At 67.6% G+C, this 12,917-nt stretch carries 10 protein-coding genes; 8 read left to right on the forward strand and 2 right to left on the reverse strand.

Going from position 1 to position 12,917, the window contains the following annotated elements:
- Positions 1-8: 8 nt before the first annotated feature.
- Positions 9-725 (reverse strand): ComF family protein, encoded by a 717-nt coding sequence (locus ACPXB3_RS10190; protein ID WP_425704543.1) that lies wholly within the window; start codon positions 723-725, stop codon positions 9-11.
- A gap of 481 nt (positions 726-1,206) precedes the next feature.
- Between ACPXB3_RS10190 and hpf the strand changes: the two genes are divergently transcribed.
- From hpf to ACPXB3_RS10205, 3 genes are all read left to right on the forward strand, one after another.
- Positions 1,207-1,965, forward strand: a complete 759-nt coding sequence (gene hpf / locus ACPXB3_RS10195; RefSeq protein ID WP_425704544.1) for a ribosome hibernation-promoting factor, HPF/YfiA family — start codon at positions 1,207-1,209, stop codon at positions 1,963-1,965.
- A gap of 178 nt (positions 1,966-2,143) precedes the next feature.
- Positions 2,144-4,966, forward strand: coding sequence for a preprotein translocase subunit SecA (secA, locus tag ACPXB3_RS10200; RefSeq protein ID WP_425727523.1), 2,823 nt, complete (start codon positions 2,144-2,146; stop codon positions 4,964-4,966).
- A 64-nt stretch (positions 4,967-5,030) separates the two neighbouring features.
- Complete coding sequence (locus ACPXB3_RS10205; RefSeq protein ID WP_425704546.1) at positions 5,031-5,612, forward strand: Rv3235 family protein; 582 nt, start codon at positions 5,031-5,033, stop codon at positions 5,610-5,612.
- Between the two features lie 15 nt (positions 5,613-5,627).
- On the opposite strand, the gene ACPXB3_RS10210 is transcribed toward ACPXB3_RS10205, so the two are convergent.
- Positions 5,628-6,707 carry a 2,3-butanediol dehydrogenase gene (locus ACPXB3_RS10210; protein ID WP_425727524.1) on the reverse strand — a complete coding sequence of 360 codons (1,080 nt, stop codon included), beginning with the start codon at positions 6,705-6,707 and terminating at the stop codon, positions 5,628-5,630.
- Between the two features lie 220 nt (positions 6,708-6,927).
- Between ACPXB3_RS10210 and ACPXB3_RS10215 the strand changes: the two genes are divergently transcribed.
- From ACPXB3_RS10215 to ACPXB3_RS10235, 5 genes are all read left to right on the forward strand, one after another.
- The gene (locus ACPXB3_RS10215; protein WP_425727525.1) at positions 6,928-8,373 is read left to right on the forward strand and encodes a wax ester/triacylglycerol synthase domain-containing protein; all 1,446 of its coding nucleotides are present in this window, start codon (positions 6,928-6,930) and stop codon (positions 8,371-8,373) included.
- Between the two features lie 77 nt (positions 8,374-8,450).
- Positions 8,451-9,017, forward strand: coding sequence for a DUF6912 family protein (locus ACPXB3_RS10220; RefSeq protein ID WP_425704654.1), 567 nt, complete (start codon positions 8,451-8,453; stop codon positions 9,015-9,017).
- 101 nt (positions 9,018-9,118) lie between these two features.
- Positions 9,119-10,246: a ferredoxin reductase gene (locus ACPXB3_RS10225; RefSeq protein WP_425704549.1), complete on the forward strand. Its 1,128-nt coding sequence runs from the start codon at positions 9,119-9,121 to the stop codon at positions 10,244-10,246.
- Positions 10,247-10,359: 113 nt separating this feature from the next.
- The gene (locus ACPXB3_RS10230; protein ID WP_425704550.1) at positions 10,360-11,463 is read left to right on the forward strand and encodes a GNAT family N-acetyltransferase; all 1,104 of its coding nucleotides are present in this window, start codon (positions 10,360-10,362) and stop codon (positions 11,461-11,463) included.
- Positions 11,464-11,574: 111 nt separating this feature from the next.
- On the forward strand, positions 11,575-12,897 hold the full coding sequence (locus tag ACPXB3_RS10235; protein ID WP_425704551.1) for a fatty acid desaturase family protein: 1,323 nt from the start codon (positions 11,575-11,577) through the stop codon (positions 12,895-12,897).
- Positions 12,898-12,917: the final 20 nt, after the last annotated feature.

The following is a 12,917-nucleotide window of genomic DNA, read 5'->3' on the forward strand; positions in this document are numbered from 1 at the left end:
CGCGGAACTCACGCTCCGGCCAGCACGACCACGGCACCGATCTCGACGCCGTGCGCTCGGCAGGTGCGGACGGACTCGGCTGCGGTGGCGCCGGTGGTCAGCACATCGTCGACGAGGATCACCGCGCCGCGCGGGAGCCGGCGTCCGGTGCGCATCCGGATGCTGCCACGCAGGTTGGCGCGCCGATCCCGGGCGCCGAGACCGGCCGAATCCCGCGTGGTCATCGAGGTGACGAGCAGCGGTTGCACCCGGGCCCGCGGGCCGATGCGTGCGGCCGCGGCCGCCGCCACCGCGGTCACCGGGTCACCCCCGCGTCGCCGCGCCGCGAGTCGGCGCGTCGGCGCGGGGACCAGATGCAATCGCGTGGCATCGGGCATCTCACCCCACCGGGCCAGGGTGATCACCGCCTCGGCCAGGGCCGCGCCCAGCGGTGTGGCGAGGTCACGGCGTCCGTGTTCCTTCATCGCGATGATCGATGCGCGCAGCGGGCCGCGGTAACGGCCCACCGACCACACCGGCACGGGCAGCGCCACCCGCGGGTGCAACTCGACGGGGGCGTCGGCCACCCGGGCCGCGCAGTCGGCACACCAGTCGACACCCGCACATCCGCAGCCGCCGCAGACGCGTGGCAGCACGAGGTCAGCGCCCTCGATGCTCACCCTGGTCGCCGCGGAGGCGAAGGCAGACCACCGTGACGGGTTCGCGCGTGCCGGGCCGGTCGTCATCGGATGAGCGTCGCATCCGCCGACGGTGCCGCGGGCGCGGTGGCACGTGATGCGTCACCCCGGGTGTGGACGGCGGTGGATCGGTGGATGACGTGGGTGGCGAGGGTGCGCGAGCACCGGCGTTGTCGGCCATTGCTCCCTCGCCTCGCGCGACGCACCGCGGGCGAAACGTGGCCGGAGCGCGAACATCCGACTACGGTCAGAGGTACAAGAGGTTGATTGGTCACCGCGGACCGCTCAGCGGCGCTCCGCGCCGGGAGGTGAGGCCACTGCAAATGGGTGCCGACCGTCGGTCGGCACTGATTCGGTTCCTGCTCCCCATCCTCATGCCCATATCTGCCGGACTGGTCGAAGCCACCAGGCGTTCATTCGAAACTGTTGGGCGCCAGCACTTCTCGTAACCTCTTGAGTGCGCGTGGGTCGTCGTATCCGATATCGGCATCGCGAGGCAGGGATGCACTTTCCACCGAGGAGGTAGCTCATGTCATCTGTGATCCACCGCAAGGGCCAGCGCGAATCCAAGGTCGCCGCCGTCGACGACATCGACAACCGATCCGCGTTCGTCGTACCACCGGGCACGGTGGAACCCGACGAACCCGCCGAACCCACCGCCACGGTCATGTTCAGTGGCCGCAACGTCGAAATCCCCGACCACTACCGGGTCTTTGCCGGCGACAAGCTCGCCCGGCTCGAACGGTACGACCCCACCATCTTCCGCTTCGACGTCGAACTGAACCACGAGCGCAACCGCCGCCAGTCCAAGGCATGTCAACTGGTGGAACTCACCGCGACGGGCAAGGGGCCGGTGGTCCGCGCCCAGGCCTGCACCGAGAACTTCTACTCGGCACTCGAGTCCGCACTGGACAAGCTCGAGTCGCGGCTGCGCCGGGTCAAGGATCGCCGCAAGGTGCACTACGGCAACCGTCGCCCACTCTCCGTGGCGCAGGCCACCGAGGTCGGTGCTCCGCCGCTGCGCGACAACCAGTTGTCGGTCGATGCGGCCCCGTCCCGTGACGGGGCGCCCGAACGGCAATGGGACGACGGAGTCGCCGAGCGCAGTCCCGGCCAGATCGTGCGCGTCAAGGAACATCCGGCCGTGCCGATGACCGTCGATGACGCGCTCTATGAGATGGAACTCGTCGGACACGACTTCTTCCTGTTCCACGACAAAGAGGCCGACAGGCCGTCGGTCGTCTATCGACGTCACGCCTTCGACTACGGGTTGATCCGGCTCGCCTGACGCCCCGATGTCTCCGGGGTGGTGCGGCCCGCTCGGGCGGCACCACCCCGGGACCGCGGTGATATCCGGCGCAGCCGATCAGACCATGCTCAGCCGTCCTCGCTACGATGGAGGGCGGTCTGTGCGCTGCGCAGGCCGTGGTGGGTGACGTCAACATGAGTAAGGGACTCGATCAACGGTGCTGAACAAGCTGCTGCGCGTCGGCGAGGGCCGGATGGTGAAGCGACTCGATGCCGTCGCATCGCACGTCGAGACATTGTCCGATGAGATCGAGGCGCTCGGCGACGACGATCTCAAGGCCAAGACCGACGAGTTCAAAGAACGTCACGCCGACGGCGAGTCACTCGACGAGCTGCTGCCCGAGGCGTTCGCGGTGGCCCGCGAGGCCGCCTGGCGCGTGCTCGACCAAAAGCACTTCCATGTGCAGATCATGGGTGGCGCGGCGCTGCACTACGGCAACATCGCCGAGATGAAGACCGGTGAGGGCAAGACCCTGACCTGTGTGCTGCCCGCCTACCTCAATGCCATTGCAGGCAACGGCGTCCACGTCGTCACCGTCAACGACTACCTCGCCAAGCGCGACTCCGAGTGGATGGGACGCGTGCACCGCTTCCTCGGGCTCGAGACCGCGGTCATCCTCACCGGAATGTCGCCCGATCAGCGCCGCGTCGCCTACGCCGCCGACATCACCTACGGCACCAACAACGAGTTCGGCTTCGACTATCTGCGCGACAACATGGCGCACTCGCTCGACGAACTCGTGCAACGCGGCCACGCCTTTGCGATCGTCGACGAGGTCGACTCGATCCTGGTCGACGAGGCACGTACCCCGCTGATCATCTCCGGCCCGACCGAGGGATCGAGTAAGTGGTACGTCGAATTCGCCCGCATCGCACCGCAACTCGAACGTGACGAGCACTACGAGATCGACATCAAGAAGAAGACCGTCGGCGTGCACGAGGCCGGGGTGGAGTTCGTCGAGGATCAGCTCGGTATCGACAACCTCTACGAGGCCGCCAACTCGCCGCTGGTGAGCTACCTCAACAACGCCATCAAGGTGAAGGAGTTGTTCCACCGCGACAAGGACTACATCGTCCGCAACGGTGATGTCCTCATCGTCGACGAGTTCACCGGCCGCGTACTCGACGGACGCCGCTTCAACGAAGGCCTGCACCAGGCCATCGAGGCGAAGGAAGGCGTCGAGATCAAGGCCGAGAACCAGACGCTGGCCACGATCACGCTGCAGAACTACTTCCGGATGTACGACAAGCTCGCCGGGATGACCGGTACCGCCGAGACCGAGGCCGCCGAGTTCGATCAGATCTACAAGCTCGGCGTGCTGCCGATCCCGACCAACAAGCCGATGATCCGCAAGGATGAGTCCGATCTCATCTACAAGACCGAAGAGGCGAAGTTCGCCGCGGTCGTCGACGACATCACCGAACGGCATGAGGCCGGTCAGCCGGTGCTGATCGGTACCACCAGCGTCGAGCGATCGGAGTATCTGTCGCGTCAGCTGGCCAAACGCGACATCCCGCACACCGTGCTGAACGCCAAGTTCCACGAGCAGGAAGCGCAGATCGTGGCCGAGGCAGGCCGGATCGGCGCGGTCACCGTGGCCACCAACATGGCCGGTCGCGGTACCGACGTCGTGCTCGGCGGCAACCCCGACATCATCGCCGACACCCGGCTGCGCAAGGCGGGACTCGATCCGGTGTCAACCCCCGACGAGTACGAGGCCGCGTGGGACGAGGCCATCGACACCGCGCGCACCAACGCCGCCGACGAGGCCGAGCAGGTCCGCGAGGCCGGTGGCCTCTACGTGCTGGGCACCGAACGCCACGAGTCCCGCCGGATCGACAACCAGCTTCGTGGCCGGTCGGGTCGTCAGGGCGATCCGGGCGAATCGCGGTTCTATCTGTCGCTCGGTGACGAGCTGATGCGCCGCTTCAACGGCGCGGCCCTCGAGGCGATCATGAACCGGGTGAACCTGCCCGATGACGTGCCGATCGAGGCGAAGATGGTCACCAAGGCCATCCGCAGCGCGCAGACGCAGGTCGAGCAGCAGAACTTCGAGGTCCGCAAGAACGTCCTCAAGTACGACGAGGTGATGAACGAACAGCGCAAGGTCATCTACGCCGAGCGCCGCACCATCCTCGAGGGCACCGATCATCGCGAACAGATCCTCGAGATGATCGCCGAGGTCGTCGGCGCCTATGTCGACGGCGCCACCGCCGAGGGCTATGCGGAGGACTGGGATCTCGACGAACTGTGGACGGCATGCAAGGCGCTCTACCCGATCGATCTCGATCCCAAGGAGGTCGTCGGCGAGAACGAGTACGGCGAACGCGACGACATCTCCGCCGATGAGCTCAAGGCGATTCTGGTCGCCGACGCGCAGGCCGCCTATGAGAAGCGCGAAGACGAGATCACCGAGGTCGCCGGCGAGGGCGCGATGCGTCAACTCGAACGCACCATCCTGCTCAGCGTGCTCGACCGCAAGTGGCGCGATCACCTCTACGAGATGGACTATCTGCGCGAGGGCATCCACCTGCGGTCGATGGCGCAGCGCGATCCGGTGGTCGAGTATCAGCGCGAGGGCTTCGACATGTTCTCCGGCATGCTCGAGGGCCTGAAGGAAGAGACCCTGCAGTTCCTGTTCAACGTGCAGGTGCAGACCGAGGCGCCGCCGGTTGCGGCGCCCGCGGCCGCCTCTCTGCGCGAGCCGGCGCCCGCGCTGGCCGGTGCCGCCACCGGCGCGACGAGTCAGGCCCCGCCTGCGTTGCGCGCGTCCGGCCTCGGTGTCGGGGCCTCGGACGATTCGGAGATGACGTTCTCCGGTCCGGACGAGGACGGCAGCAAGGTGGTCCACAGCGAGACCGAGGAATTCGAGGATCCGGCGTCGGTGTCGGCGTCCCGGCGTGAGCGGCGTGCGGCTGCCCGGACGCAGGCGAAGTCGTCGCGTCCGAAGTCCCCGAAGGCCAAGAAGAAGCGTCGCTGAGGCGTCGGAAGAAGTTTTCGCCGTAGAAATGGAACCGGAGCGCCCACGGGTGCGTCCGACTTCCATGACCACAACGATCACCGCCCCGGACAGCGGCGCCTGCGCCGCCCCAGAAATCTCGGCCGAGCACCTGCGGTTCGTCCCGGCACCGGTCTACGAGCCGGTCGGCGAGCCCAGCAGATCCACCGACACCGCGGTGGTGACCCTGCCCGCAGGCGTCCCGCGGGTGCGGCGCAAGCCACCGGTGACGGTACCGGCGGCGACGCTCGAGGCGCGTCGTGTCGCCATCCGCACCGTCACGGCACTCTTCGAGGTTCTCGACCGTCGACGCGCGTTGGCCCACCTCGAGACGCTGGTGTCGCCGAAGCTGTATCAGCACGTCGAGACACTGCTACGGCCTGACCTCGTGCGTCCGGACGGGCGGGGCCCCGGTGAGACGGCGCACGTCCGGCGCGTGCACATCCAGATGCGCGATTCGACGACCGCGGAGATCTTCGGCAGTTACGAACGCGGACGACGGGTACGTGCATTCGCCGGACGCATCGAACGGGTGCCGGTCCGGGTACGCCAGGCGTCGCGCAGTCACCAGAGCATTCCGGTACGCGTCGAATATCGTTGGCGCCTGGCATCTTTGGATCTGGGCTGACAGATCGGCCGATGCTCAGCCGAGGCCGGCGCCCGAGGGGGATACGAGGATCTTCACCGCGGTCTCGTTGTGGTGCAGTAGCGTCTCGAAGCCCTGGTGGATCAGGTCGTCGAGCCCGATGCGTCCGGTGATGAACGGCGCGAGATCGACTTTGCCCTCCTCGACGAGCCGGATCGTCGCCGGATGGCTGTTGACGTAGGCGATGGTGCCGCGCATGTCGATTTCCTTGAGCACCAACTTCTGCATGTCGAGTTGGCCGGGATGGCCCCAGATCGACACCACCACAAGCACTCCCGTGGGTTTGAGGGCGTCGAAGAGGGTGTCGAGGGCCGGCTGCACCGAGGTGCATTCGAATCCGACGTCGGCGCCGCGTCCGTCGGTGAGGTCGCCGACGATCTGCGTCACATCCTGCGCCGAGGGGTCGACGGTGTGGTCGGCGACCCCGGTGTCGCGTGCCTTCTCCCGACGCAGCCGGCTCGGTTCGCTGACGATGGTGGTGATGCCCTGCGCCTTGCACACCGCGGCGGTGAGCAGGCCGATCGGACCGGCGCCGGTGATCAGTGCGACATCTCCGGCACTCGCGCCGCTGCGCTGCACCGCGTGATAGCCCACCGACAGCGGCTCGATCAACGCCGCCTGATCGAGCGGAACGTCCTTGGAGATCTTGTGCACCCAGCGTCGCGCCACGACGATCTTCTCGGCGAGTCCGCCGCCCCGCCCACCGAGTCCGATGAAGTTCATATCCGCCGACAGGTGATAGTCGTGGCTGTCGGGCCCGGTGTCGACGCCGTCGGCGATGATGTACGGCTCGACGACGACGTGATCGCCGGGCGCGAGATCATCGACTCCGTCGCCCACAGCCGACACCACCCCGGACATCTCATGTCCCAGGGTGACCGGAGCGCTCTCGCCGCTGATGGGCTGCGGGTGGCCCGACGGTGGAATGAAGATCGGTCCGTCGGCGTACTCGTGCAGGTCGGTGCCGCAGATCCCGCACCATGCCACGTCGATGGCGACGCTGCCGGGCGTGAGCACGGGTTCGTCGATGTCCTCGATCCGGATATCTCCCCGGTCGTAGTAGCGTGCTGCGCGCATGACAATCGCTCCGTTCGTCGAGCGCCGGTGGGCCCGTCGCCGTCGTCGGGTCCGCTCGCACCGCACTGTGTTCACCGACTCAACGTTCACCGACTCAACGTTCACCGACTCAACGTTCACCGACTCAACGTTCACCGACTCGAACGTTGTTCACCGAGTCAACCGGCTGCGTTCGGGCCGATCAAGGGTTGCCGGGAGGTTGCAACACTAGGATCACACCGTGGCCAATCGGTTGTCCCCGCGCGAGGCGATGTATTACTTCCTGGATCCGGCCGGCGCGACCAGCCATCTCGGGGCGCTGCTGATCTTTGCCGACCCGGCGGCGTCGAGCGCCGGAACCACGTCGCCGGGTGCCGGTGGCGCCCTCGACTATCCGTCGCTGGTGTCGCTCGTCGAGAACCGTCTGCAACTGGCCCCGCGGTACCGGCAGGTCGTGCGCGCGGTGACGATGGGACTGGCGCGCCCGGTCTGGGCCGACGACCCCGACTTCGACATCAACTTTCACGTCCGCCGCTCCGGGTTACCGCGGCCGGGCAGTCTCGGCGACCTGGCCGACCTCGTCGCGCGGGTGATGTCGCGGCCGTTGGACAGGTCGCGACCGCTGTGGGAGATGTATCTGATCGAAGGCCTGGGTGATGGCGGCTACGCGTTGCTGACCAAGACCCACCGCTGCGTCGTCGACGACTTCGCCTGCCCCGAGATCAGCCAGATCATCGCCGACGAGACCGCCGAGGCCGTCGAATACGAACCGGACCTGTGGATGCCGGGACGTCCGCCGGGATCGGGGGCGTTGGCGGTGGGCGCCCTCGCCGAGGCGGTGTCGCGACCGGGCGAGTTCATCGATTCGGTCATCACCGGCAACGGTGTCGTCGGCGGAGTCCGCACCGTCGTCGACTCGACGGTGCGACGCATCGGTGGTCTATTGGCCGATGTGACCGATGCGGCGCCGCCGAGTCCGTTGAACGCCTCCGGCAGTTCGTCGCAGATGGTCGCGGTGACCGGTGTGCCGCGACGGGAGTGCGCCAAGATCGCCGAACGCCACGGGTGCACGGTCAACGACGTCGTCTTGGCGATCATCAGTGGAGTCATGCGACGGTGGCTGTTGGGCTTCGACGTGGCCGCCGCGATCACCGACACCGTGCGCGTCGAGGTGCCCCTGGCCACACGTGTCTCCGGCGTGACGCCGTCGGTCGAACGCGAGGTCACGTGGATCGATGTGGGCAGCCCGGGGTTCGTGACCGACCTCCCGGTGGGGGAGGACAACCCCACTGTGCGGCTGGCGCAGGTCGCGGGCCTGGCCGATCGAAACGCGCAGTCCTCGCGCCGGGTCACCCTGGGGCCGCGGCCGCTGCTTGCCGAACTGGGCATGGTGCCCTTCGCCGAGTTCAGTTCGTGGGCGTTCCGGTCGTTGGGCACCCGCGGATACAACGTCCCGCTGTCCATCTCGACCATTCCGATCGCCGATCGGTATGTGTTGGGGCGCAAGGTAGAAAGTCTTTATCCGGTTCCCGGGCTGCTCGCCGGGCGCGCCTTGGCCATCGGTGTCGTCGAATACCGGGATCGGCTGCACTTCGGGTTCACCGCCGATCGCGGTGTGATCGGGGATCTGTCGGCACTTGCCGACTACGTCACCGAGTCCTTCGAGGAACTGCGCGAGGCCGACTGAGCCAACAGAGAATTGCCGGCGCGTCGCGGTGACACCCCGGCCAGTAGGGTGAGCCCGTGAGTGCGAAGGGGCAAGCGATGAGGGTCTACTTTCCGGCGACGCTGACGATGCTGATGGAGCTCGACGAGTCCGGCGAGTTCCGTCCCGTGGGCGGAACCGGTTTCGCGCTGACCCCCGCGCTGCGGGAATCGTTCCGGTCCGGCGACGACGAGGAACTCGCCGAGGTGGCGATGCGTGAAGCCGCACGTGCCGCGTTGCGGCTGCTCGCCGGTGAGGCGCCGGAGCCAGGTGACCAGGCGGCCGATGCCGACCTCGCTGCCGACGAGACCGAGACCAGGCCGGGGGACACCCCGAAGCTGCCGCCGCGGCGTGCGGTGGTCGCCGCCGACGTCGAGACGGTGACGCTGCATCCCGAACTCGACGACGCCGTCGTCCGGGTGGCCGGCCCGATTCCGCGCTCGGCGGTGGCGTCGGTCCACGTCGACGGTGCCGACGCCGAGGCGGCGGTGCGCAACGCGGTGGTCGTCATCGATGCCGCCGACCTCGGTGACGAGGACGCCGAACTGGCTGTCGGGGACGTCGAGGACTTCGACCTGGGGTGGTATGCCACCCAGGAGCTGCCGTTCCTGCTCGAACTTCTCTGAGCGCGGGGACCGGGTCGCGATGCCGTAACCTACGGTTGCGTAGGTCAGGGTGCGGGCCTCATGTGAGAACTGAGCGGTCCGCGAGTTCGAGGAGGATGTCGATGGGTTTCCGCGAACGTTTCGAGCAGCCGGTGGCGGGGATCGCCACCCGCTCGCGCGGCGGCCGATGGGTGCGCGCCGCGGTGGCGCGGGTGACCACTCCGCTGCTTCCCGACGACTATCTGCACCTGGCCAATCCGCTGTGGTCGGCCCGTGAACTGCGCGGCAAGATCGTCTCGGTGACCGCCGAGACCGAGGATTCGGCGACGATCCGCATCCGTCCGGGGTGGGGCTTCTCCTTCGACTACGTGCCCGGCCAGTACATCGGCATCGGCGTCCTCGTCGGTGGCCGCTGGACGTGGCGTTCCTATTCGCTGACCTCGGTGCCGCTGCTCACCGGCTCGAGGGGCACCCGCGACGACAAGACCATCGCCATCACCGTCAAGGCGATGCCCGAGGGGTTCCTCTCCTCGCACCTGGTCAGCGGACTGCGCCCGGGTACGGTGGTCCGGCTCGCGGCGCCCCGGGGAGAATTCGTTCTGCCCGAACCACTTCCGCGCAAGATCTTGTTCGCGACCGCGGGCAGCGGCATCACCCCGATCATCTCGATGCTGCGCACCATGGCCCACCGTGGGCAGCGCACCGACATCCGGCTCATCCACTGCACCCCGACCCCGGCGGATCTGCTCTTCGGTGATGAACTCGCGGCGTTGGCTGCCGACGGTGCCGTCGACCTCCACATCCGGTACACCCGTACCGAGGGCAAGGTGACCGGGGACTCGTTGCGAGAGCTGTGCCCGGATTGGGCGCAGCGCCAGACATGGGCCTGTGGGCCCGCCGGCTTCCTCGACATGGTCGGCGGCGTCTTCGCGGGCGGTCACGAGGATCTGCTGCACATCGAACGTTTCGCCCTCGAACGAGGCGCCGTCGGTGCCGTCGGCGGGACCGTCACCTTCGGCCGCTCCGGGCGCACCGAGGAGGTCGACGGCGCGACCACGCTGCTCGAGGCCGGCGAGGCGGCCGGGGTCCTCATGCCATTCGGTTGCCGCATGGGAATCTGTCAGAGCTGCGTGGTGACACTGGACCGCGGGTGCGTCCGTGATCTGCGGTCGGGGGCCGAGCACGTCGAAGGCGAACGCATCCAGACATGCATCAGCGCGGCGGCCGGGGACTGCACGCTGGACGTCTGAATCGGCTGTTCGGTGCGCTCGCGGGCGGGCACAGTCGCGCGCAGACATCGCGACGCCGACCGATAGCCGTTAGGCTCGGGATACGGCAGCCCTCGACCACGGAGGAGATCCGCGTGCGAGCCGAAGTGTCCCGATTGTCCGACGCGACCGAGGTTCCGGTGCGCTCCGACGGGGTGGTCACCCTGCGGGCACACCGAGGTGACGACATCGACCGCGTGATCGAGTACGCCACCGACCCACTGACGATGCGCTGGGCGCGTATGCCCTCGCCCTACGGCCGATCCGACGCCGAACGGTTCATCGACGACGCGCGGCGCGGGTGGGATGACGGCAGTGCGATGACGTGGGCGATCGAGTACGAGGGCAGGTTCGTGGGCAGCGTCGAGCTGCAGGGGCCGGGGCGGATCGTCGAGGTGGGCTTCGTGCTCCATCCCGACGGGCGCGGTGGGGGACTCGCACGCCGCGCGGTGGTGCTCGCGATCACCTACGCGGTGGCGCACCGCGACGTCGAGGTGGTGCGCTATCACGCCGCAGAGGGCAATCTGGCGAGTCTGCGAGTGGCACACGCCGCCGGGTTCACTCTGCTCGCCCGGCTGCCCGAGTGCCTCGAGATGAACAGCCGCGTCGTCGACGCCTGGTGTGCCAAGTGGCACGCCGGCGAGGACTTCGAACCTAAAACACAGTGGCGAGCAACGTCTTTCGATACCAAGCGATTCCGTCTGCGGCCGCTGGCGGAGAAGGACGACGAGCGTATCCGGGAAACCCTCGACGACCCGATCTCACGCAAGTACCTGTTCGAGCGGCCGAACCCGCTGACCGTCGAACATGCCGCGGCCGAACGCACCCGCAAATGGTGGACCGCCGCATGCGGGGACACCTGCACCTGGGTGGTCGCCGACAAGGAGACCGACGAGTACCTGGGAGACATCTCGATCTTCGAGATCGATGACGTGACCGGTGCCGAGATCGGTTTCTATACCCATCCGGCCGCACGGGGTAACGGTGTCCTGGGTGAGGCGTTCCCGGCGGCGGTGCGCCACATCTTCGATGTCCTCGGGATCCGGCGACTCACCATGTTCGCGGCCGCGTCCAACGAGGGCAGCCGCGCACTGGCCGGCAACGCCGGATTCAACGAATTCGGCACCCAGCCCCTGGCCGCGAGCTCCGACGGGCACATCGAGGACCTCGTGGGCTACGAGCTGCTGGCCGCCGACTGACGCACGCGGACTGGACAGGCGCCCTCAGCTAACCTACGCTATCGTAAGTTACGGAAACGTAGCCGTAGGTACGGGACCCGATTCCGCTGCGGCCCGAGGCGAGAGGAACGCATGGCGATCACCGACATCCCCGAATACGCCCACCTGTCCGACTCCGACGTCGAGGCGCTCGGCGCCGAACTCGACGCCATCCGCGCCGACATCGAGGCCGTGCGCGGCGAGCGCGATGCGCGCTACATCCGCAACACCATCCGTTTTCAGCGCGGGCTCGAACTCGCCGGCCGCACGATGATCGCCGGGTCGCGCCACCGCGGTCTCTGGTGGGCGGGGGCCGGCACCCTCGGGGTGGCGAAGATCGTCGAGAACATGGAACTCGGGCACAACGTGATGCACGGGCAGTGGGACTGGATGAACGATCCCGAGGTGCACTCGACGACCTGGGAGTGGGACAACACCGACCCCTCGGCGCATTGGAAGCACACCCACAACTACATCCACCACAAGTACACCAACGTGCTGGGGATGGACGACGACGTCGGCTACGGGCTGCTGCGCGTCACCCGGGATCAGCGGTGGCAACCGTTCTATCTCGGCAACCTCGTCTACAACACGATTCTGGCGCTTCTCTTCGAATATGGTGTTGCCGCACAGCATCTCGAACTCGCCAAGAAGCGTCGCACCCCGGAGGCCAAGGAGCAGTTCCGCCGCGACCTCGCCGATGTCGGGGCGAAGGTCGGCAAACAGCTCGCCAAGGACTACGTCGTCCAGCCGACGCTGGTGGCCGCCGCGGCGCTGGTGCTCGGCGGGGACAAGCGTTCGGCGGCAACAGCTTTCCGGAAGGCTGCGACCGCCGATGCGCTCGCCAACGTGATCCGCAATGTGTGGAGCAATGCGGTGATCTTCTGCGGGCATTTCCCCGACGGTGCCGAGAAGTTCACCAAGCAGGATGTCGACTCCGAGACCCAGGCGCAGTGGTATCTGCGACAGATGTTGGGCAGCGCCAACTTTCGCTGCGGCCCGGTCCTGGCATTCCTGAGCGGCAACCTCTCCTACCAGATCGAGCATCACATCTTCCCGGACCTGCCGAGCAACCGGCTCGCCGAGATCTCGGTACGGGTGCGCGCCCTGTGCGAGAAGTACGACCTGCCCTACACCACCGGCTCCTTTGCCCTGCAGTACGCCAAGTCGTGGCGCACCATCGCCAAGCTGTCGCTGCCGGACAAATACCTCAAGGCGACCGCCGACGATGCGCCGGAGACCGCCTCGGAGCGCCGCTTCAAGTCCGACGCGCTCGCCGGTACGCGGCTGCACGCTATCGTCGATCCGTCGACCGGGCGGCGTCGGGGGCTGCTTTCGGCGATCCGGGCGCTGCGCGATCGCCGCCGGCCCCAAGTGGGTCGATCGTCCCAGGTCATCGAGCGCCGCGCTGCGTGAGGCGCCATCGCACCCCCGCG

Origin of the sequence: Gordonia sp. DT219 (genome assembly GCF_049847065.1) — a bacterium.
Lineage (GTDB): Bacteria > Actinomycetota > Actinomycetes > Mycobacteriales > Mycobacteriaceae > Gordonia.

Coding starts and splice junctions, on each gene's coding strand:
- ACPXB3_RS10210 (WP_425727524.1), bottom strand. CDS start 6,707: ATGCGCGCAGCACGCTACTACGACCGGGGAGATATCCGGATCGAGGAC.
- ACPXB3_RS10190 (WP_425704543.1), bottom strand. CDS start 725: ATGACGACCGGCCCGGCACGCGCGAACCCGTCACGGTGGTCTGCCTTC.
- ACPXB3_RS10235 (WP_425704551.1), top strand. CDS start 11,575: ATGGCGATCACCGACATCCCCGAATACGCCCACCTGTCCGACTCCGAC.
- ACPXB3_RS10205 (WP_425704546.1), top strand. CDS start 5,031: ATGACCACAACGATCACCGCCCCGGACAGCGGCGCCTGCGCCGCCCCA.
- hpf (WP_425704544.1), top strand. CDS start 1,207: ATGTCATCTGTGATCCACCGCAAGGGCCAGCGCGAATCCAAGGTCGCC.
- ACPXB3_RS10220 (WP_425704654.1), top strand. CDS start 8,451: ATGAGGGTCTACTTTCCGGCGACGCTGACGATGCTGATGGAGCTCGAC.
- ACPXB3_RS10225 (WP_425704549.1), top strand. CDS start 9,119: ATGGGTTTCCGCGAACGTTTCGAGCAGCCGGTGGCGGGGATCGCCACC.